The sequence below is a fragment of the Pelistega ratti genome (assembly GCF_009833965.1).
Classification (GTDB): domain Bacteria; phylum Pseudomonadota; class Gammaproteobacteria; order Burkholderiales; family Burkholderiaceae_B; genus Taylorella; species Taylorella ratti.
Map to the genome: position 1 here is coordinate 273,872 of NZ_CP047165.1, position 20,549 is coordinate 294,420.

21 protein-coding genes are annotated in these 20,549 nt (G+C 37.6%); 20 read left to right on the top strand and 1 reads right to left on the bottom strand.

What is annotated here, in order from left to right; genetic code table 11:
* Positions 1-167: 167 nt before the first annotated feature.
* Entirely contained in the window at positions 168-1,397 is a 1,230-nt protein-coding gene (locus F9B76_RS01115) for an aromatic amino acid transport family protein (protein ID WP_159990423.1), read from the bottom strand.
* A gap of 355 nt (positions 1,398-1,752) precedes the next feature.
* On the opposite strand from F9B76_RS01115, the gene alaS reads away from it, so the two are divergent.
* From alaS to F9B76_RS01215, 20 genes are all read left to right on the top strand, one after another.
* The gene (gene alaS, locus F9B76_RS01120; protein ID WP_159992039.1) at positions 1,753-4,368 is read left to right on the top strand and encodes an alanine--tRNA ligase; all 2,616 of its coding nucleotides are present in this window, start codon (positions 1,753-1,755) and stop codon (positions 4,366-4,368) included.
* Positions 4,369-4,375: 7 nt separating this feature from the next.
* A complete protein-coding gene (locus F9B76_RS01125; protein WP_159990424.1) occupies positions 4,376-4,621 on the top strand; it encodes a sulfurtransferase TusA family protein in 246 nt (81 codons plus the stop codon).
* Between the two features lie 122 nt (positions 4,622-4,743).
* Positions 4,744-4,989: a 30S ribosomal protein S16 gene (gene rpsP / locus F9B76_RS01130; RefSeq protein WP_159990425.1), complete on the top strand. Its 246-nt coding sequence runs from the start codon at positions 4,744-4,746 to the stop codon at positions 4,987-4,989.
* Between the two features lie 156 nt (positions 4,990-5,145).
* Entirely contained in the window at positions 5,146-5,742 is a 597-nt protein-coding gene (rimM, locus tag F9B76_RS01135) for a ribosome maturation factor RimM (RefSeq protein WP_159990426.1), read from the top strand.
* A 23-nt stretch (positions 5,743-5,765) separates the two neighbouring features.
* Positions 5,766-6,533 carry a tRNA (guanosine(37)-N1)-methyltransferase TrmD gene (gene trmD / locus F9B76_RS01140; protein WP_159990427.1) on the top strand — a complete coding sequence of 256 codons (768 nt, stop codon included), beginning with the start codon at positions 5,766-5,768 and terminating at the stop codon, positions 6,531-6,533.
* 69 nt (positions 6,534-6,602) lie between these two features.
* Positions 6,603-7,103, top strand: coding sequence for a low molecular weight protein-tyrosine-phosphatase (locus F9B76_RS01145; protein ID WP_159990428.1), 501 nt, complete (start codon positions 6,603-6,605; stop codon positions 7,101-7,103).
* Positions 7,104-7,472: 369 nt separating this feature from the next.
* Positions 7,473-7,973, top strand: coding sequence for an Rrf2 family transcriptional regulator (locus F9B76_RS01150; protein ID WP_159990429.1), 501 nt, complete (start codon positions 7,473-7,475; stop codon positions 7,971-7,973).
* 26 nt (positions 7,974-7,999) lie between these two features.
* Entirely contained in the window at positions 8,000-9,211 is a 1,212-nt protein-coding gene (locus F9B76_RS01155) for an IscS subfamily cysteine desulfurase (protein ID WP_159990430.1), read from the top strand.
* A 21-nt stretch (positions 9,212-9,232) separates the two neighbouring features.
* Entirely contained in the window at positions 9,233-9,613 is a 381-nt protein-coding gene (gene iscU / locus F9B76_RS01160) for a Fe-S cluster assembly scaffold IscU (RefSeq protein ID WP_159990431.1), read from the top strand.
* Between the two features lie 12 nt (positions 9,614-9,625).
* Positions 9,626-9,952 (top strand): iron-sulfur cluster assembly protein IscA, encoded by a 327-nt coding sequence (gene iscA, locus F9B76_RS01165; RefSeq protein ID WP_159990432.1) that lies wholly within the window; start codon positions 9,626-9,628, stop codon positions 9,950-9,952.
* An 18-nt stretch (positions 9,953-9,970) separates the two neighbouring features.
* Positions 9,971-10,471: a Fe-S protein assembly co-chaperone HscB gene (hscB, locus tag F9B76_RS01170; RefSeq protein WP_204319124.1), complete on the top strand. Its 501-nt coding sequence runs from the start codon at positions 9,971-9,973 to the stop codon at positions 10,469-10,471.
* Positions 10,472-10,475: 4 nt separating this feature from the next.
* Positions 10,476-12,335, top strand: coding sequence for a Fe-S protein assembly chaperone HscA (gene hscA, locus F9B76_RS01175; protein WP_159990433.1), 1,860 nt, complete (start codon positions 10,476-10,478; stop codon positions 12,333-12,335).
* Positions 12,336-12,350: 15 nt separating this feature from the next.
* Positions 12,351-12,692 (top strand): ISC system 2Fe-2S type ferredoxin, encoded by a 342-nt coding sequence (gene fdx / locus F9B76_RS01180; protein ID WP_159990434.1) that lies wholly within the window; start codon positions 12,351-12,353, stop codon positions 12,690-12,692.
* A gap of 318 nt (positions 12,693-13,010) precedes the next feature.
* Positions 13,011-13,874, top strand: coding sequence for a M23 family metallopeptidase (locus tag F9B76_RS01185; RefSeq protein ID WP_159990435.1), 864 nt, complete (start codon positions 13,011-13,013; stop codon positions 13,872-13,874).
* Positions 13,875-14,219: 345 nt separating this feature from the next.
* Positions 14,220-14,417 (top strand): 50S ribosomal protein L35, encoded by a 198-nt coding sequence (gene rpmI, locus F9B76_RS01190; RefSeq protein ID WP_159990436.1) that lies wholly within the window; start codon positions 14,220-14,222, stop codon positions 14,415-14,417.
* Between the two features lie 12 nt (positions 14,418-14,429).
* Complete coding sequence (gene rplT, locus F9B76_RS01195) at positions 14,430-14,789, top strand: 50S ribosomal protein L20 (protein WP_159990437.1); 360 nt, start codon at positions 14,430-14,432, stop codon at positions 14,787-14,789.
* Between the two features lie 95 nt (positions 14,790-14,884).
* On the top strand, positions 14,885-15,907 hold the full coding sequence (gene pheS / locus F9B76_RS01200; protein WP_159990438.1) for a phenylalanine--tRNA ligase subunit alpha: 1,023 nt from the start codon (positions 14,885-14,887) through the stop codon (positions 15,905-15,907).
* A 27-nt stretch (positions 15,908-15,934) separates the two neighbouring features.
* Entirely contained in the window at positions 15,935-18,343 is a 2,409-nt protein-coding gene (gene pheT / locus F9B76_RS01205; RefSeq protein WP_159990439.1) for a phenylalanine--tRNA ligase subunit beta, read from the top strand.
* A 15-nt stretch (positions 18,344-18,358) separates the two neighbouring features.
* Positions 18,359-18,673: an integration host factor subunit alpha gene (locus F9B76_RS01210; RefSeq protein WP_159990440.1), complete on the top strand. Its 315-nt coding sequence runs from the start codon at positions 18,359-18,361 to the stop codon at positions 18,671-18,673.
* Positions 18,674-18,986: 313 nt separating this feature from the next.
* A complete protein-coding gene (locus F9B76_RS01215) occupies positions 18,987-20,474 on the top strand; it encodes an alanine/glycine:cation symporter family protein (RefSeq protein ID WP_159990441.1) in 1,488 nt (495 codons plus the stop codon).
* Positions 20,475-20,549: the final 75 nt, after the last annotated feature.

The window sequence follows — 20,549 nt, forward strand, 5'->3', positions numbered from 1 at the left end:
TTAAAAAAGAACTGCTTGTTATATACAAAAACTTTATTCATTATTATTTGCTTTTTGTCTATTTATTGCGGTAGAAAAATAGAGTATTTTTAGCATTAAGACTAAAAATAAACTGACCTTAATATATGTGATAATAAGGTCAGTTTGTTTATTAAAGAATATACTGATTAACCTGTAAAAATAATTTTAGGTAATACACCCCATTTAATTAAAAATGGAATAAGGATAATAAGAATACCTGCCAAAAATGTTATTGCTAGAGCAATATTACCACCTGCGACACGATAGGGGAGATTAGGGTGTTGTTGTCGTGCTTTCCATACTAATCCGACCGGTAAAATAACACCGTAGAAAGCGAATAATAAACCAGCATAGGCAAGAGCAGCAGCAAAACCTTCTGGATAAAAGAGGGCAAAAATAAGCGGTGGAATAAAAGTAAGTGGAGCAAGCGACTTACGATTAGCGGGTAACTTAAATCGTTTTAATAAATCACCAACTCCTTCAAAGATACCCATTGCTACGCCTAGGAAAGAGGTAATAAGGGCTAATGAGGCAAAAATCCGCATAATCCCGCCTAATACCGTACTTTCTGTTATTTGAGTTGTTGCTTGTACAAGGCCATCAGGAGAAGGATTTTTTTGTAAAATAGCCATAAAGGTTTGTTGACTGAGTACACTATGTGTTGCCAGTTGCCATAGGCTATAAGCAACGAGAGGGATTAATGCACCAATAATAACAGCCTTTCTGATTTTACGAATATCTGCTTGTAGATAAGTATTGATACTTGCCATAATGACATGGAAACCAAATGCGGTAAAAAAAATAGGTACAGCAGAGAGGATAAGATAATGATCGGTTGGTAAAATAAGGAGATTTTCTACTTTAGCATGGGGTAGCATCATAGCCAAAAGAATAACAAAGGCAATAATCTTTCCAAGGAATAACAAACGGGTTAAACCATCGACTCCCCGAATACCAAAGATAACAAATGAGCCTAAAATAAGGGTAAATAATAAAATAGCAATGTGTTTTGTAATCAATACACCGCCTAAATGAATATCAGGTAATATTCCAGCTAGTAGAGAACCTCCGCCAGTAATATACGCAGCAAGTAAAGCATATAATAAGATTAATAAACTAAGTGTCGTAACAATACGTCCAATTGCCCCAAAATATTGTTCTGCTAAGCTAGCCACACCTGCATCCATACGAGGGGCTGTTTGGTAAACTTCCATAAAAAGTAGCCCAGTGTAGGTGAGTAGCCCCCACAGAATAACTAGCAAAAAAATAGTTGCGCCAAAACCCATATCTGCTGAGGTTAATGGCATTGCTAACATTCCTGCACCGATGGCAGTACCTGCAATAATCAGTGCACTTCCTAGAATTCTATTTTTCATAAGCCCTCGAAGAGATAATAAGAAGAAATATCATCTTTCTTCTATCTTTATAATCACTATTTAGCCCTCCATATTAACCGAACTTTTATGTTTTGTGTAAGAGAACGTAATAAATAGAGAGAATATGCCTTTGTATCTGTGGATACTTTGTTTATAGTCAGAAAGGGTAGAATAAAAATTTGATCATACTGTCAAGTTAATAAATATTGCTACTTTTACGGGTCTAGTATTGATGATAAATATAAAACGCTCCGACACATTACCATTAAATAAAAGATAATTTTTCAAGTATTACCACTTTTGAAGGTTTTGGCATATAATGAGAAGTTACTTATTTTTTATGCTAAAACCAGTAATGAAAACAGCTGATATTCGTTCTAAATTTTTGAATTTTTTTCACTCAAAAAATCATACAATTGTTAAATCATCTTCTTTAATTCCTGCTAATGATCCTACATTGCTTTTTACCAATTCAGGTATGGTGCAATTTAAGGATGTATTTACAGGTAAAGATACCCGCCCTTACAAACGTGCGACAACGGCACAACGCTCTCTACGAGCAGGTGGTAAACATAATGATCTTGAAAATGTAGGTTATACTGCACGCCACCATACTTTCTTTGAAATGTTAGGAAATTTTAGTTTTGGGGATTATTTCAAAGAAGAAGCCATCCAATTTGCTTGGGAGCTATTGACAACCGTTTATATGTTGCCGAAAGAAAAACTCTGGGTAACAGTTTATTTTGAAGATGATCAGGCTTATGATATTTGGAAAAATAAAATAGGTGTTCCTGAAGAACGAATTATCCGTATTGGTGATAATAAAGGGGCTCGCTATGCCTCTGATAATTTCTGGCAAATGGCTGATACAGGTCCTTGTGGTCCTTGTTCAGAGATCTTTTATGATCATGGTCCAGAAGTATGGGGAGGTCCTCCAGGATCACCCGAAGAAGATGGTGATCGTTATATTGAAATTTGGAATCTAGTCTTTATGCAATTTGACCGTGATAAAGACGGTGTTTTGCATCCGCTACCACACCCATGTGTGGATACAGGTATGGGGTTAGAACGTATTGCTGCTGTTTTACAGCATGTACATTCTAATTATGATATTGACTTATTCCAGCATCTTATTCAAGCAGCTGCGCGTGAGACGAATACAAGTGATTTAACTAACAATTCCCTTAAAGTAATTGCTGACCATATTCGTGCCTGTAGTTTTATGATTGTGGATGGTGTTATTCCGGGTAATGAAGGGCGAGGGTATGTCTTGCGCCGTATTATTCGCCGTGCATTACGTCATGGTTATCAATTAGGGCAAACAAAACCATTCTTTCATAAATTAGTTGCTGATGTAGTGGCTGAAATGGGGGCAGCTTATCCTGAGTTGGCAGAACAACAAGAACGCGTTGTTGCTGTCTTAAAACTTGAAGAGGAGCGTTTCCAAGCAACCCTTGAAAAAGGGATGAAGATTTTAGAAGAGAACTTAGCAACCCTTAAAAAGGGCGATGTTCTTGATGGTAAGACAGTCTTTACGCTTTATGATACCTATGGTTTCCCATTTGACCTAACCGCAGATATTTGTCGTGAGCGCGGTGTATCACTTGATGAAAAAGGGTTTGATATTGCTATGCAGCATCAACGTGAAATGGCACGAGCAAGTGGTAAATTTAAAACCAATCAACAACTTAGCTACACAGGTGATAACACAGATTTCCAAGGTTATGTTACTTTAGAGACAGGCTCTACCATTTTAGCAATTTATCGTGATGGTACTGCTGTACAAGAAGCGGATGAAGGACAAGATGTGGTGTTAGTTCTTGACCGTACACCCTTTTATGCCGAATCAGGTGGTCAGGTTGGTGATGCAGGGGTATTAACTGGTTTTGGTAATGCCGTTGAGGTATATGATACACAGAAAATTACGGCGAATGTCTTTGGTCACTATGGTACAGTAAGTCTAGGGCATATCAAAGTAGGTGATACCGTTCAAGCCCATGTTAATGCACAACGTCGTAAAAGTATTACTCGTAATCACTCAGCAACTCATTTGATGCATAAGGCGTTACGACAAGTATTAGGTAGTCATGTTCAGCAAAAGGGCTCTTTGGTTGATGCAGAGAAAACCCGTTTTGACTTTTCGCATGATGCACCTGTTACACCCGCGCAAATTGCGGAGGTAGAGGCGATTGTCAATGCAGAAATTCTTGCTAATACTGAAGTGCATGACCAAATTATGGATTTTGATGCTGCCGTTGAAGGTGGTGCAATGGCACTCTTTGGTGAGAAATATGGCGATAAAGTTCGTGTATTAGATATTGGTTTCTCACGTGAGTTATGTGGTGGTGTACACGTTAAGCGTACGGGTGATATTGGTCTATTCAAAATTGTTTCAGAAGGTGGGATTGCTTCAGGTATTCGCCGTGTTGAAGCTGTAACAGGTGAAAATGCCTTACATTGGCTCAAAAACCTTAATGATAATGTCAATAAAACAGCGGCATTATTAAAATCACCGCCATCAGAGTTATTTGAACGCTCTAAATTAGTACAGGATCAAGTTCGTCAACTAGAAAAAGAGTTAGAACAGACCAAGGAAAAATTAGCCGTAGCAATGGCATCTGATCTAGCGGCACAAGCACAAGATATACAAGGAGTAAAAGTATTAGTTACGACCCTTAAAGGGGCTGATGCAAAATTCCTACGTGAAATGATCCCTGTACTAAAAGACAAATTACAGTCTGGTGTTGTGGTGTTGGCTTCTGATGCTGAAGGTAAAGCAACTGTTGCAGTAGGCGTTACAAGTGATAAAACAGCAGCGATTAAAGCAGGTGAACTTGTATCCTTTGTTTCTGCAAAAGTAGGCGGTAAAGGTGGTGGTCGTCCTGATATGGCGATGGGGGGTGGTACAGATGTTGCTGCGCTACCTACTGCCTTAGCAGAAGTGCCTGCATGGATTCAAGCGAAACTATAAGGATGATATGAGTCATATTACTTATCCTGAGTTTGTAGCGGCAATTGATACGTCTGGATTAACGTGTCCTTTGCCATTGCTTCGTACCAAAAAAGCCTTACAGACAGTGGAAAGTGGTCAGGTACTTAAAGTTTTGACAACAGATCCTAGTGCTGTAGGTGATTTTCAAGCTTTTGCTAAGCAAACAGGGCATATTATTCTCTTGCAAGCACCTGTTACGGAAGGAATGGTACATTTTATCCAAAAACGCTAGTGTTGTAATTTAGTGGTTATTTCTAAAAAATATGGATTATCTATTGATTTATTTAGTAAAAACCACTAAAATTACTCGTTTATTGAATTTGATTTAACTAACTTTTAAGAGGAATAACCCCCATGGTGGTGATTCGTTTAGCCCGTGGTGGCTCTAAAAAACGTCCGTTTTATAATATCGTAGCAGCTGACTCACGTAATCGTCGTGATGGTCGCTTTATTGAGCGTGTTGGCTTTTATAACCCAGTAGGTAATCCTAATGTTGAAAACTTACGTATTGCTTTAGATCGCGTAAATTACTGGGTATCTAATGGTGCTCAAGTTTCTGAAGCAGTTGCTCGTTTATTGAAAACATACAAACCTGCTTAATAATAAGCTTCGTTGTAATAGGCAAGTGTCTAGCCTTATTGACAACGTGATATAAGCAAAACACAACGATCGTTAGTTAGGCTGACGGTCGTTTTGTTTTTTAGGGTTGATAAGCGTATTTGAGCATAAAAGCATATTTTAGTAAAAGGTGAGTATATGCAAGAGACGGTTCCAGATGATTTAGTGGCGGTTGGTCGTATTAGTGATGCTTATGGTGTGCAGGGTATGATTAAGGTTATTCCTTTTTCAGAACAACATACTATTTTATTGGATGTGAATCAATGGTGGTTAATGCGAAGTGACCTTAAAGGTAATCCGTTGGAATCTATGCGTGATGCCAAATTAGTACGTAGTCGTCCACAAGGAAATGCAGTAGTGGCACGTTTACGTGGTATTGCTGATCGAGATCAAGCACAAGCATTAAAAGGAACAACGGTCTATATTGCACGACAAGATTTTCCGCCGGAAGATGAAGATGAATTCTATTGGGTAGATTTGATAGGTTGTTCTGTCTATAGTATGCAAACTGAACCACATACCTTAATTGGTATTGTCAGAGAAGTATCTGAAAATGGTGTACATGGTGTTTTACACGTACAGCATCAAATTCAAATCGCTGAACAACAATGGGAAGCGAAAGTTAATGCCAAAGGAAGACCTGTAGAAAGTCTTATTCCTTTTGTAAAGCAAATTGTACCTGAAGTAGATTTAGCAAAACGCTATATTCTTGCTGATTGGCCGCTTGATTTTTAGGTAGATAAAACAAGGAATACAGAGTGCGGATAGATGTTATTACGCTTTTTCCAGAGATGTTTTCGGTGGTTTCGCAGTTAGGTGTAACAGGGCGGGCACACCAGAAAGGTATTTGGTCGCTTAAAACATGGAATCCTCGAGATTTTACCCAAGATGTACACCATACTGTTGATGATCGCCCTTATGGGGGAGGGCCAGGGATGGTGATGCTAGCTGAACCTCTTGTTAAAACAGTGATGGCAATTAAAAAAGAGCATGAAGCATTGGGCTTGTCTCATCCACTTTATTTATTGAGTCCTGTTGGCGACGTATTTAAGCAAGAAAAAGCACAAGATTTAAGCCAATCTACAGGATTTATTCTTTTGTGTGGTCGCTATGAGGGGATTGATCAACGTTTTATTGATCGCTATGTTGATGCGCAAATCTCTTTAGGTGATTTTGTGTTATCGGGAGGCGAAATAGCTGCATTAGCGGTGATTGATAGTATGGTTCGTTTATTATCTGGTGTTTTACATACCGCAGAATCAGCATTGCAGGATTCATTTCATGCAACACAGTCAGGTTTATTAGATAGTCCGCATTATACACGTCCTGAAAATTTTGAGGGAATGACTGTCCCAGCAGTATTATTATCAGGTCATCACCAGAATATTAGTCGATGGCGTAGAGAACAATCTTTACAATTAACGGCTAAATATCGTCCTGATTTGCTCAAAAGAGCGCAACAAGAGAATTTGCTTTCAAAAGAGGATATTCGTTTTCTAAAGACAATTGATTTCTTCTCTTATTGACGTTGTTTAGACAAAACGCTTTTAAAAAAAACTTGAAAAATGAGGTATTTTAGTTCAAACTATTAGGCTATGGATACAAAAATACTTTTCGTCAGCATGGGTGGTATTTGTCGTCCACCAAGTGCGGTGGGGGTCTTACGTCATCTTGTTCAAGAAGCAGGATTGCAGGATCATATCAAAATAGACTGTGCTGCTACACATGATTATCATATTGGTGAGCCTCCCGACGGGCGTGCTCAATTTGTTTCGCGTAAGCATGGTTATGATATTAGCGATATTAGAACGCGTCTTATTACCTTAGAAGATATTAAGGAGTTTGACTTGATTTTAGCCATGAGTTGGGAAACTTTGTCGTTTCTACAACAAATGGCACCGCGTAAGGAATATCATAAACTCATGCTATTAATGCGTTATGCGAATGACTATGAAGAAGCCACAGTACCTGATCCTTACTATGGTGGGGTGGATGCTTTTTTCAAAATGTTGGATTATTTAGAAGATGCCTGTCAGGGTATGTTTGAGGTCATTAGTAAAAGAGTTACTCAATATCAGCCATTATCATCTTCATAAAATTACCGAACCTTAGTCAATTAAAAGAGGTATGTTTTTTAGCATTGCCTCTTTTTTGTTAGATCATTATAAAAAGAATAGTAGAAAAATAGAGGGTATTAGTAGCCTAATAGTGAAAGTGGTATAATGAATATCCATTTTATGAGTAGTGTTATTCATCAAAGAAAATTTTAAAAAATACAGTGTTAAATATACTTTATTTGATAAAAATCATATATTTTAAGCTAATACTTTAAGTTTCACCGTATAATGGGAGTTTTAAGGGGCTGTTTTTCAGAGGGATGTGTTGCTTAAAAACATAATTCCCTAGTAAATTACTCGGGAATTTGCTATAATTGAGTAAATTACTTGGTTATTATGGAATACATCATGAGATTAACAACAAAAGGTCGTTTTGCAGTAACTGCTATGATTGACTTAGGTTTACGTCATCATACAGGTCCTATTACATTAGCGGCTATTAGTCGTCGTCAGAATATTTCCCTCTCTTATCTTGAGCAGTTATTTGGCAAACTGCGCCGTCATGAACTTGTTGAGAGTGTGCGTGGTCCAGGAGGTGGTTATACCTTAGCCAAATATGCTCGTGAGATCACCATCGCAGATATTATTCTTGCTGTTGATGAGCCGTTAGATGCAACGGGCTGTGGTAATAAAAAACCCTGTACGAGTGGCAGAGACGGAAGAGATTCTGGACATTGTATGACACATGATCTCTGGAATAATTTAAATCGCCGTATGGTGGATTATTTAGATTCTGTTAGTTTACAAGAGTTGGTTGATCAACAAAGAATGCGTCAAGTGCAAACGGCAGAGTCCAATACTATCCATATTCAACCTAGAGCAGATGCGTTACGTTCTGTTTTAGCTTAAAGTATGACAATATTAAGAGGTTTTATATGTCAACTCGTCCTATTTATTTAGATTATTCTGCTACTACACCTATTGATCCGCGTGTAGCAGAAGAAATGATTCCTTGGTTAGTTGAAAAATTTGGTAATCCTGCTTCTCGCAGCCATGCATATGGTTGGGAAGCAGAAGAGGCGGTAGAAAAAGCACGTGCTCAAGTAGCTGATTTACTGAATGCTGACCCAAGAGAAATTGTATGGACTTCAGGTGCAACTGAATCAAATAACCTAGCTATTAAAGGTGCGGCTCATTTTTATCAAGAAAAAGGAAAACACTTAATTACAGTACGCACCGAACACAAAGCCGTATTAGATACGATGCGTGAATTGGAACGTCAAGGATTTGAAGTAACTTATCTGGATGTTCAGGAAAATGGCTTATTAGATTTAGATGTATTAAAAGCCGCTATTCGCCCAGATACCATTCTTATTTCTGTCATGATGGTCAATAATGAAATTGGTGTTATTCAAGATATTGAAGCGATTGGTGAAATAGCACGTGATAAAGGAATTGTTTTTCACGTTGATGCCGCTCAAGCAGCTGGTAAAGTTGAGATTGATTTAAAAAAATTGAAAGTCGATTTGATGTCTTTATCGGCACACAAGATTTATGGTCCTAAAGGTATTGGTGCTTTATATGTTCGCCGTAAACCACGTGTCCGTTTAGAAGCACAAATGCATGGTGGTGGTCATGAGCGGGGTTTACGTTCGGGTACATTAGCCACTCATCAAATTGTAGGTATGGGTAAGGCATTTGCTTTAGCAAAAGAGTTAATGGCAGAAGAAAGTAAACGAATTGGTGCTTTGCGTGATCGTTTATTAGAGGGTTTATCTGAAATCCAAGAAACATATGTAAACGGTGATATGGTACATCGTGTTCCGCATAACCTTAACATTAGTTTTAACTATGTAGAAGGTGAGTCACTTATTATGGCAATCAAAGAGTTAGCGGTATCAAGTGGTTCTGCTTGTACGTCAGCAAGTTTAGAGCCTTCTTATGTATTACGTGCTTTAGGACGTAATGATGAGTTAGCACATAGCTCAATTCGCTTTACAATCGGACGTTTTACAACAGAAGAAGAAATTGAAAAAGCAATTGAATTACTCAAAGCCCGTGTAGGTAAATTACGTGATATGTCACCTCTATGGGAAATGGCACAAGCAGGTATTGATTTAAATACCGTACAATGGGCAGCTCACTAATTTTAGAAAGGAATTTTTATTATGGCATATAGTGATAAAGTATTAGATCATTACGAAAACCCACGTAACGTAGGCTCTTTTGAAAGTGGTGATGATAGTATTGGTACAGGTATGGTAGGTGCACCAGCCTGTGGGGACGTGATGAAATTACAAATTAAAGTCAATAATAACGGTGTTATCGAAGATGCACGTTTTAAAACATATGGCTGTGGTTCAGCAATTGCCTCTAGCTCTTTGGTAACAGAATGGGTAAAAGGTAAAACGCTAGATCAAGCATTAGCAATTAAAAATGCAGATATTGCTGAGGAATTAGCATTACCTCCTGTAAAAATCCACTGCTCAATTTTAGCTGAAGATGCGATTAAAGCAGCAGTGGCAGATTACAAAAGTAAAAAAGCATAGGTGATTAAGATAATGGCTATTACGCTTACAGAAAAAGCAGCAAAACATATTCAGCAGAATATTGATAAAAGAGGTAAGGGGATTGGTTTACGCGTTGGTGTCCGTACCTCAGGCTGCTCAGGAATGGCTTACAAACTTGAATATGTCGATGATGATATTGATCCCGTCGATCAAGTATTTGAGAGCTTTAATGTCAAAGTATTCGTTGATCCTAAAAGCTTGCCTTATATTGATGGAACAGAGTTAGACTTTGTTCGTGAAGGGTTAAATGAAGGATTTAAATTCAAAAACCCTAAAGAAAAAGCAAGTTGTGGTTGCGGAGAGTCTTTTTCTGTTTAACCTGTCTATATCATATCAATGGATACTTATTTTAGTTTATTAAATATTGCTCCTATATTTGCTCTGGATAAAGATCAACTAGAGAAAGCATGGCGAGAAGCTTCTTCGCGCGTACACCCTGATCGTTTTGCGATGGCAAGTGCTGCTGAGAAGCGTATCGCTATGCAGTGGGCATCACGTATTAATCAAGCGTATGATGTTTTAAAAAGCCCTGTTAAACGAGCAGCTTATTTATGTGAATTAGCAGGTTTTGCTATCAATGCTGAAAGTAATACGAGTATGGATACTGCCTTTCTAATGAAACAAATGCAGTGGCGAGAAGAGCTTGATCAGGTCAGAGCAGATACCGAGGGGTTGTCTCGTTTACTAAGTACGATTTCTACAGAAGAAAAAGTACTAGAGCAATGTATTACGGAATTATTGGATAACAAAAAAGATTATGCTAAGGCGAGTGAAAAAATTCGTCAATTAATGTTTGTTACCAAAGTTCAACAAGAAATTCAATCTTTATTAATATAAAAATATGGCACTTCTACAAATTTCAGAACCGGGTCAATCTCCAGTACCGCATCAGAGGAACTTGGCGATAGGCATTGATTTAGGAACAACTCATTCTCTTGTTGCAACTGTTAAAAGTAGTATAGCAGAAGTGATTAAGGATGAAGATGGTAAGGCTTTATTACCTTCTGCGGTACGCTACCTTAAAGATGGTTCTGTTCAGATAGGTTTTCCAGCCTTACAGGCTAAAAACAAAGATCCTTACAATACCTTATTGTCTATTAAGCGTTTGATGGGGCGATCATATGAAGAGTCAGTAGAGACTTTTTTACCTTATGAACTTGAAAAAGCAGATGGTAGTGTGAGTATTCGTACGGTGCAAGGTAATGTTAGTCCTGTTGAAGTGTCTGCACAAATTTTAGCAAAATTACGCCAACGAGCAGAAGATGCGTTAGGTGATAGTGTTACTTCTGCTGTTATTACAGTGCCAGCTTATTTTGATGATGCACAGCGACAAGCCACGCGTGATGCTGCACGGTTAGCGGGTTTGCACGTTTTACGCTTACTTAATGAACCAACCGCTGCAGCAATTGCCTATGGTTTGGATAATGCGGCAGAGGGAATCTATGCTGTATATGATCTTGGTGGTGGTACTTTTGATATTTCTATTCTAAAACTCAGTAAAGGTGTTTTTGAAGTTGTCGCAACGGGTGGTGATACGCAATTAGGTGGCGATGATTTTGACCAACTTATTGTTGATGACGTGATGAAACATCATGATATGAGTCAATTAACAGGACATGATCAGCGTTTTTTACTTTCTGTTGCTAAAACAGTGAGAGAGCGATTAAGTAAACAAAATCGAGCTTATTTTGAAGCAGTATTATCAGATGGTTTACATTTGGATTTAAACTATCCTCGTGTTCATTTTGATAATTTAGCAGCCCCACTAGTTAATAGAACGCTTGAACGTGCTAAGCAAGCCTTAAAAGATGCACAGTTGAGTACTCAAGATATTAAAGGGGTAGTAATGGTGGGTGGTGCTACCCGTATGCCTATTGTTCAAAAAATGGTAGGCGAGTTTTTTGGTACAACACCGCTTACTAATTTAGACCCAGATCAAGTTGTCGCATTGGGAGCAGCATTACAAGCTAATAAATTAGTGGGTAATCGTACAGCAGATGATGATTGGCTCTTGTTAGATGTAACGCCTCTTTCATTAGGTATCGAAACAATGGGAGGATTGGTTGAGCGTATTATTGATCGTAATAGTACGATTCCTGTTGCTCGTGCTCAAGAATTTACTACCTTTAAAGATGGTCAAACGGCAATGCGTATTCATGTCGTGCAAGGTGAACGAGAAATTGTTGATGCTAACCGTTCTTTAGCTCGTTTTGAGTTACGAGGTATTCCACCAATGGTGGCAGGGGCTGCTCGTATTCGAGTAACATTTCAAGTAGATGCAGACGGTTTACTTAGCGTGACGGCGCGTGAAATGAGTACAGGGATTGAATCTTCTGTGACGGTTAAACCAAGCTATGGGTTAAGTGATGAAACGATTACTAAAATGCTCTCAGAGGGGATGTCTCAATCAGATTATGATGCACAACAACGTATGTTACGTGAAGAGCAAGTCAATGCCCGTCAATTAGTAGAGTCTGTGCAGTCTGCATTAGCTGAAGATAAGGACTTGCTTTCAGAGCAAGAGTTAGCGGATATTTTAGTATTATTAACACAAACAGAAAGTGCATTGCATTCTGATGATGTGAATAAAATTCGTGAGCAAATTGCATTGTTATCAAAGCAAACAGATGAATTTGCTGCTCGCCGTATGGATAGAAGTATCCGCCGAGCTTTAGCAGGTAAAACACTAGATCAACTTTAAATAGGAAATAAATTTATGCCTAAAATAACAGTTCTACCGCATGAAACATTAGCACCGGAAGGAAAAGTGATTGAGAATGTATCCTCTGGTGAGTCTATCTTAGAAGTATTATTGGCTAATGGTATTGAATTAGAGCATGCCTGTGAAATGTCTTGTGCCTGTACAACCTGTCATGTGGTGGTAAAAGAGGGATTTTCTTCGCTAGAAGAGGCTAGTGATGAAGAGGAAGATTTATTAGATAAAGCATGGGGATTAAAACCAACTTCTCGTCTTTCTTGTCAAGCATTAGTTGCAGATAAAGATCTTATTATTGAAATTCCTAAATATACGATTAATCATGCTAAAGAAAATCACTAGATAGTAATCGATTTTTAGATACTTATGTCATTATATTTATGCCCTCATTGTTTTTAATCAGTGAGGGTATAGTTTTTTGTATATCAGTTGTGTATATCAGAATAAGGCTATATTTTATGGTTCCTTATTTTTAACGATACTTTTAGCCTACTAAAATGATATGAAAAAGTATCTTCTTTTAAATATAAAGAACATATCATCAATGCGTTAAATAATAAGTGATTTCTATAAAATGTATGGTTAAGTTAATCTTTTTTATTTGGGTTTGATATACTTCATTCATTGATTTATAAAGATAGAATTACCGTGTGAGGATTTATGCTATTGTCTCGTTTTTTTCATCTATTTTTTGCGATTAGTTGCTTACTGATTACTCAAGTAAGTTCTGCTAAAACGTATATAGAAAACCGTTTAAATAAGCCTGTTCCCGGTGGGGTAGCCGTAGTAAAATTAGGTGATGGGGTATCTACTGAAAAATTACCGCAGGTTTCTTATAATGGACATCAAGTATTAGTGGTTAAATCAGAGGGTGAAGTTTTAGCAATCGTTGGTATTCCTCTGACGGCTAAGGTAGGGCAGCACCATATTGATGTTGTTTCTAATACAGGTAAACATCAAACAGTTACATTTAATGTTTCGTCTAAAAAATATACGGAGCAACACATTAAATTACCCTCTAATAAGCATGTTACACCCTCAGCTGCTAATCAAGCACGATTTAAGCGAGAATTAGAAGAGCAGTTACAGGCATATGCTCAGTTTCGTGAAACGATACCTAGTAATGTTGTCTTGGATAGACCTGTTGATGGAGGGCGATACTCAAGTCCTTTTGGGTTAAGACGCTTTTTTAATGGTCAAGAGCGTAATCCTCATTCTGGCTTAGATATTGCTGTGCCGACAGGTACACCAGTTAAAGCCTCCGCTGATGGAGTGATTACCATTGTAGGGGATTATTTCTTTAATGGTAAAACTGTTTTTGTCGATCATGGGCAAGGGCTGATTAGTATGTATTGCCATTTGTCTGAAATAGATGTTAAAAAGGGGCAAGTGGTTAAAAGAGGGGAAGTTGTTGGTAAAGTAGGTGCAACAGGACGAGCAACAGGCCCTCATCTTCATTGGAATGTTAGTTTAAATAATGTGCGTGTTGATCCTGCGATATTTGTCGGTGCTTTTCAGCCCTAAATATTTAGGGTAGGTTACTCTCTAGTAAGAAAAGCGTTTGATTCAGAAATCAGTTGATAAAACATTATGGATAAAGGTATTCATTAATAGTGTGTAATCTTATATAAAAATATAACGCATAATGAGTACCTTATTCCGTTTGTTTTGCAACATTAATCTATTGATTTTCTTATAAATTATAGACAAGAAATAAATTTTTTGCTAAACTTATGGACTTACCTTAATTCTTAGGCTTTGTTATTAGGTTCGAACGAAATAGAGGTAAACAAAGTTAGCTTAGGTTATAAAAGACTTGGTAACTATATCAAGCACCTAAAGTTAAGACATACTTTATAAGAGTAAATTATGCCAAAAATGAAAACCAAGAAAAGTGCTGCCAAGCGCTTTCAGGTACGCGGTAGCGGTTCTATTAAGCGTGGTCAAGCGTACAAACGCCACATTCTTACTAAGAAAACCACTAAAAATAAACGTCAATTACGCGGTTCTGCTGCAGTTCACGAGTCTAACGTGGCTTCAGTTCGCGCAATGATGCCATTTGCTTAATAGGAGAATAATATGCCTCGCGTAAAACGCGGTGTAACCGCACGTGCTCGTCACAAAAAAGTTATTAATGCTGCTAAAGGTTATCGTGGTCGTCGTGGTAACGTATTCCGTATTGCTAAACAAGCGGTAATGCGTGCTGGTCAATACGCCTATCGTGATCGTCGCAACAAAAAACGCACTTTCCGTGCTTTATGGATTACTCGTATCAATGCTGCTGTTCGTGAACAAGGTTTAACCTACAGTGCATTTATCGCTGGTTTGAAAAAAGCAGCTATTGAGTTAGATCGTAAAGTGCTTGCCGATATGGCGGTTAATGATAAAGCAGGTTTTGCTACAATTGTTAACCAAGCTAAATCAGCCCTTGGTGCTTAATCAATCGTTTTAATTTTTAAAACATTGATTTAACTCAAACCACAAGCGGGGTTCATTTTGGGCTCCGTTTGTTTTTTACAGAATGGTAAAATGTCATGTCTCAGACTCTCGATGATTTAATTTTGCAGGCAAAGCAAAGTTTTGAAAATGCCCCTAATGTTGCTGAATTAGAAAATGAAAAAGCAAAGTTTTTAGGGAAAAGTGGTAGTATCACCGCATTAATGAAAGGTTTAGCAACATTATCACCCGAAGAAAAAAAAGTAGAAGGGGCAAGGATTAATCAAGCTAAACAAGCGATTGAACAGTTTTTAAGAGAACGCCGTGATGCGTTTGCTCAAGCTGAATTACAAGCAAAATTAGCCGCAGAAACCATCGATGTTACCTTAGCAGGAAGAGGCGAGCATACAGGTGGTATTCACCCTGTTATCCAGACATGGCTGCGCATTGAAAGTATTTTTAGATCGATTGGTTTTGCTGTAGCAGATGGTCCAGAAATTGAAGATGACTGGACAAATTTTACAGCATTAAATAATCCAGAGAATCATCCTGCTCGTTCTATGCAAGATACATTTTATGTTGATATGCAAGATAAAAAAGGATTGCCCTTATTACTGCGTACCCATACCAGTCCTATGCAAGTACGCTACGCACGTATGCATAAACCACCTATTAAGGTGATTGCTCCGGGACGTACTTATCGTGTAGATTCAGATGCAACACATTCTCCTATGTTCCATCAAGTTGAGGGATTATGGATTGATGAAAATATCTCTTTTGCTGATCTTAAAGGGGTTTATACGAATTTCTTACGTGCTTTCTTTGAAACAGATGATTTATGCGTACGTTTTCGTCCTTCTTTTTTCCCCTTTACAGAGCCATCAGCAGAAATTGATATGATGTTTACATCAGGCCCTAATAAAGGGCGTTGGTTAGAAATATCAGGATCTGGTCAAGTACATCCCGTCGTGATTCGTAATTATGGATTAGACCCTGAAAAATATGTAGGGTTTGCATTTGGTTCTGGTATTGAACGCTTAACCATGCTACGTTATGGTGTGAATGATTTACGACAATTTTATGAAGGTGATTTGCGTTTCTTAAAGCAATTCAATGTGTAAACCTCTCAAATCATCTGGAAAGTTATTATGTTAGTTTTAGAATCTTGGTTACGTGAAGTTGTTAATCCTTCAATTGATACAGAAGAATTAACGCACCGTTTAACAATGGCAGGTTTAGAGGTAGAAGGTGTTGCATCTGTTGCCCCTGATTTTTCTGGTGTTGTAGTAGCAGAAATTAAGGAAATTGCTCCTCACCCTAATGCTGATAAATTACGCATTTGTCAAGTAGATGCGGGCAAGGGCGAGTTATTACAAATTGTCTGCGGTGCCCCTAATGCCGCACAAGGTATCAAAGTACCTCTTGCTACTATTGGTGCGGTATTACCAGGTAATTTTAAAATTAGTAAAGGTAAACTGCGTGGTGAAGAATCCTTTGGTATGCTATGTTCAGCAAAAGAATTGGGTATTTCAGAGGAAAGTGCAGGTTTACTGATTTTAGATGAAAGTAGTATCGTTGGTCAGGATATTAGAGAAGCACTCCGTCTTGATGATAAAGTTATTGAGATTAAACTCACCCCTAATCGTGCTGATTGTTTATCTATTTATGGTGTTGCACGTGAGGTGGCAACACTGACAAATACACCACTTAAAACATTTGATTTTAGTCCGAATAAAACAGATATTACTGATACTGTTAATGTTAATATCCATGCTCCTGATTTATGTGGTCGTTTTGCTGGTCGTGTCATTCGTGGTGTTAATGCTAAAGCAAAAACACCTGATTGGATGAAAGAACGCTTAGAGCGATCTGGTCAACGTTCAGTTTCTGCATTAGTTGATATTTCTAACTACGTTATGTTAGAGTTAGGTCGTCCAACCCATATTTTTGATTTACAAAAAATCAAAGGTGATTTAAATGTACGTTGGGCAAAAGAGGGTGAGTTACTTACCTTATTAAATGGTCAAACTGTTGAGCTGAATACCGATGTTGGTGTTGTCGCTGCAGGTGATATTGTTGAAAGTATGGCAGGTATTATGGGTGGTGATGAAACGGCTGTTTCGTTAGATACTCAGGATATTTATGTAGAAGCTGCTTTTTGGTATCCTGAAGCGATTGCGGGTCGAGCTAGACGTTTTAAATTAACCTCTGAAGCGAGCCATCGTTTTGAGCGTGGTGTTGATTTCCAACAAATTCCTGAGCATATTGAGTATATTACACGTCTTATTCAGACTATTTGTGGTGGTAGAGTAGGGCCTATTCAAGATGAAATCGTACAATTACCTACGCGACATCCTGTTAAAATGCGTCTTGAGCGTTGCCAAAAAATCTTGGGTATTACCGTTAGTAAACAACAAGTTGCTGATATTTTCACTCGCTTAGGGTTGGATTTTACAGAAGAGAATGATGTTTTCACTATCAATCCTCCTTCATTCCGCTTTGATATTGAGATAGAAGAAGACCTTATCGAAGAAGTTGCTCGTATTTATGGGTTTGAAAATATCCCTGATATTGCCCCTAAAGCATCTGCAACAATGTTATATACAGAAGAAACAGTCCGTTCTGAACATATGATGCGTCAATCTTTGGCGGCTCAGGGTTATCAAGAAGTTGTTAATTACAGCTTTGTAGAAAAAGAGTGGGAACAAAAGTTAATGGGAAATGATGATCCTATTACTTTATTGAATCCTATCGCAAGTCAATTAGCGGTTATGCGTTCAGGTCTAATTGCTGGATTAGTGGCGAATATTGTATATAATGCTAAACGTAAGCAAAATAGGGTTAAGGTATTTGAGTTAGGGCGTGTGTTTAAACGCAATCCTATGATTGTTGAAGGCGATTTATCAGTAGCTGGCGTAGAACAACCCTTACACATTGCAGGTGCAGCATGGGGATTAGCTTATCCTGAACAATGGGGGATAGGTACTCGTCAAGTTGATTTCTTTGATGTTAAAAAAGATTTACAGAATCTTTATGGGTCAACTGCCAATCAGCTTTCATTTGTGCCGCTAGACGATCATCCTGCTTTGCATCCTGGACGGAGTGCTAAGATTATCTTAGCCGATCAACAGGTAGGCTTTATTGGTGAATTACACCCTAGTTGGGTACAACATTATGAGTTACATCATGCGCCCGTTGTTTTTGAAGTAACGGTTGATTCACTTAAAACATTAACCTTACATCAAGCGAAAGAGTTATCAAAACAGCCTGTTGTTATCCGTGATTTAGCGATTTGGGCACCAAATACACTTGCTGTACAGTCATTACTTGATGTTATTCAGAAAGCAATTCGTTCTGTACCAGAACTAGCCATTATTCAGGATATTAATCTTTTTGATATTTGGAAAGATGAAAAAAGTGATGCTGCTGAACGTAGCTTGGCTTTCCGTTTTGTTTTACAAGATCCTGCTGTTACATTGGAAGATGCTCGTGTTGAACAATGTATGGCAAAAGTATTAGAAACTTGGGTAACAACATTTGGCGTACGTCAACGTTAGAAAGAGGATAAAAAGATGTTGGGAGAAAATAAAACCTTAACAAAAGCAGATTTAGCAGAATTATTATTTGACTATGTTGGTCTTAATAAACGTGAAGCTAAAGATATTGTGGATACTTTCTTTGATCAAATCCGTGAATCATTAGCTAGCGGTGATGCGGTCAAATTGACGGGGTTTGGTAATTTTCAGGTACGAGATAAACCATCACGTCCGGGGCGTAATCCTAAAACAGGAGAAGTGATTCCTATCGAGGCGCGCCGTGTAGTGACTTTCCATGCAAGTCAAAAACTTAAAGCAATTATTGAAGAATCATCAGATATGCCTCATTAATTGTTTTATGTATTGATAAAAACCCTTTATATGATAACGATATAAGGGGTTTTTTATTGTTAAGTATAATCTTCATCATTTCTGATATACCAGAATAGATTGATAGTCGATATAGAGATTTTTGTTTACTGTTATTATTGTTGTTTATCGCTTATTTACTATTTATCTTATAGTTAGGATTAGAAGTGTGATTGATGTCGCAAGAATATATGTCAATATTATTATTTTTTTGTATCAATAATAAAAAATAACATTTATCATAGAATAGTTATATTAAAATGCCAAAAAGTTATTAAAAGGAGAGAATTTTAGTATGTCAAAACTTACTTGCGCTGAACAAGCCTCATTTTTAGATCAATTTCATTGTTATATGAATGCATTAAGCTCACCTATGTGGGAATACTTAGTGTGGGTATTAGTAGGAGTAGGGCTTTATTTCACCCTTTTCACAGGATTTGTACAAATTCGTTTATTTAGGCAAAGTGTTAGAGCTATGCTTAGTGGACGACAAAAGAATGGTGAACATGGCATTACCGCTTTTCAGGCTTTTGTGACAGGTTTAGCGAGTCGTGTTGGTACAGGTAATATTGCTGGGGTGGCTATAGCCATTTCTACAGGTGGACCAGGTGCTGTGTTTTGGATGTGGCTGACGGCTTTAATTGGTATGAGTTCTGCTTTTGCAGAATCAACGCTAGCACAACTTTTTAAAGTTCGTGATACTGAAAATGGTCAATTCCGAGGTGGTCCAGCCTATTACATCACACATGGTTTAAAACAAAAATGGTTAGCTATTTTATTTGCCATTAGTCTTATTTTTTGTTTTGGCTTTGTTTTTAATGCTATCCAGTCTAATACGATTGTATTAGCTATTCAATCGGCTGCCAATCTTACCGCAGAGCATGGTGTATCAGAAGAGCAATGGGCTGTTTATAAACATTTAATCGGTGCTATTTTGTTGATTATTACTGCGCCTATTATTTTTGGTGGTATTAAACGTGTTGCCCGTATTTCGGAGGCATTAGTACCTGTCATGGCATTAATTTACTTAATTATTGCTGTTTATGTTGTTTTTGTGAATGCATCAGAAATCCCCCGAATTATTGGTTTGATTCTTGATGATGCTTTTAGTTTTAAAGCGGCTGGCGGCGGTTTATTAGGTGGTTTAGTATCTCAAGCAATGCTATTAGGTATTAAACGTGGTTTATTCTCTAATGAGGCAGGCATGGGTTCTGCTCCTAATGCGGCGGCTGCAGCTGATGTTAAACACCCTGTTTCTCAAGGTATGATCCAAATGTTAGGTGTTTTTGTTGATACTATTATTGTTTGCTCATGCACGGCATTTATTATTCTATTAGCACAATTACCTGCCGATCATGGATTAGATGGGATTCAATTAACACAAGCTGCCTTAGAAAACCATATTGGTTCATGGGGACAAACTTTATTAGCGGTTATTCTCTTTATGTTCTGTTTCTCATCTGTTATTGGTAATTATGCTTATGCAGAATCTAATATACAGTTTATTAAAAATAACCGTGTATTAATGGTTGTATTTAGAATGTTAGTTTTAGGTTTTGTGTACTTTGGTGCAGTGAATAAATCTTCACTTATTTGGGATATGGGTGATTTTACAATGGCAATTATGAGTTTTATTAATTTAGTAGCAATTGTATTATTGTCAAAATGGGTATTTACTTTGTTGGGAGACTATGTGAAACAGCTTAAAGTAGGTAAAGAACCTGAGTTTAAAGCAGAAAATTATCCTGCACTAAAAGACAAAATTAATTCTACCATTTGGTAAGATTAATCGATAAAGTATTTATTTAATAGTACATGATACCGTTAAATAAAAATGCTAGTAAAAACTCCATCTGTG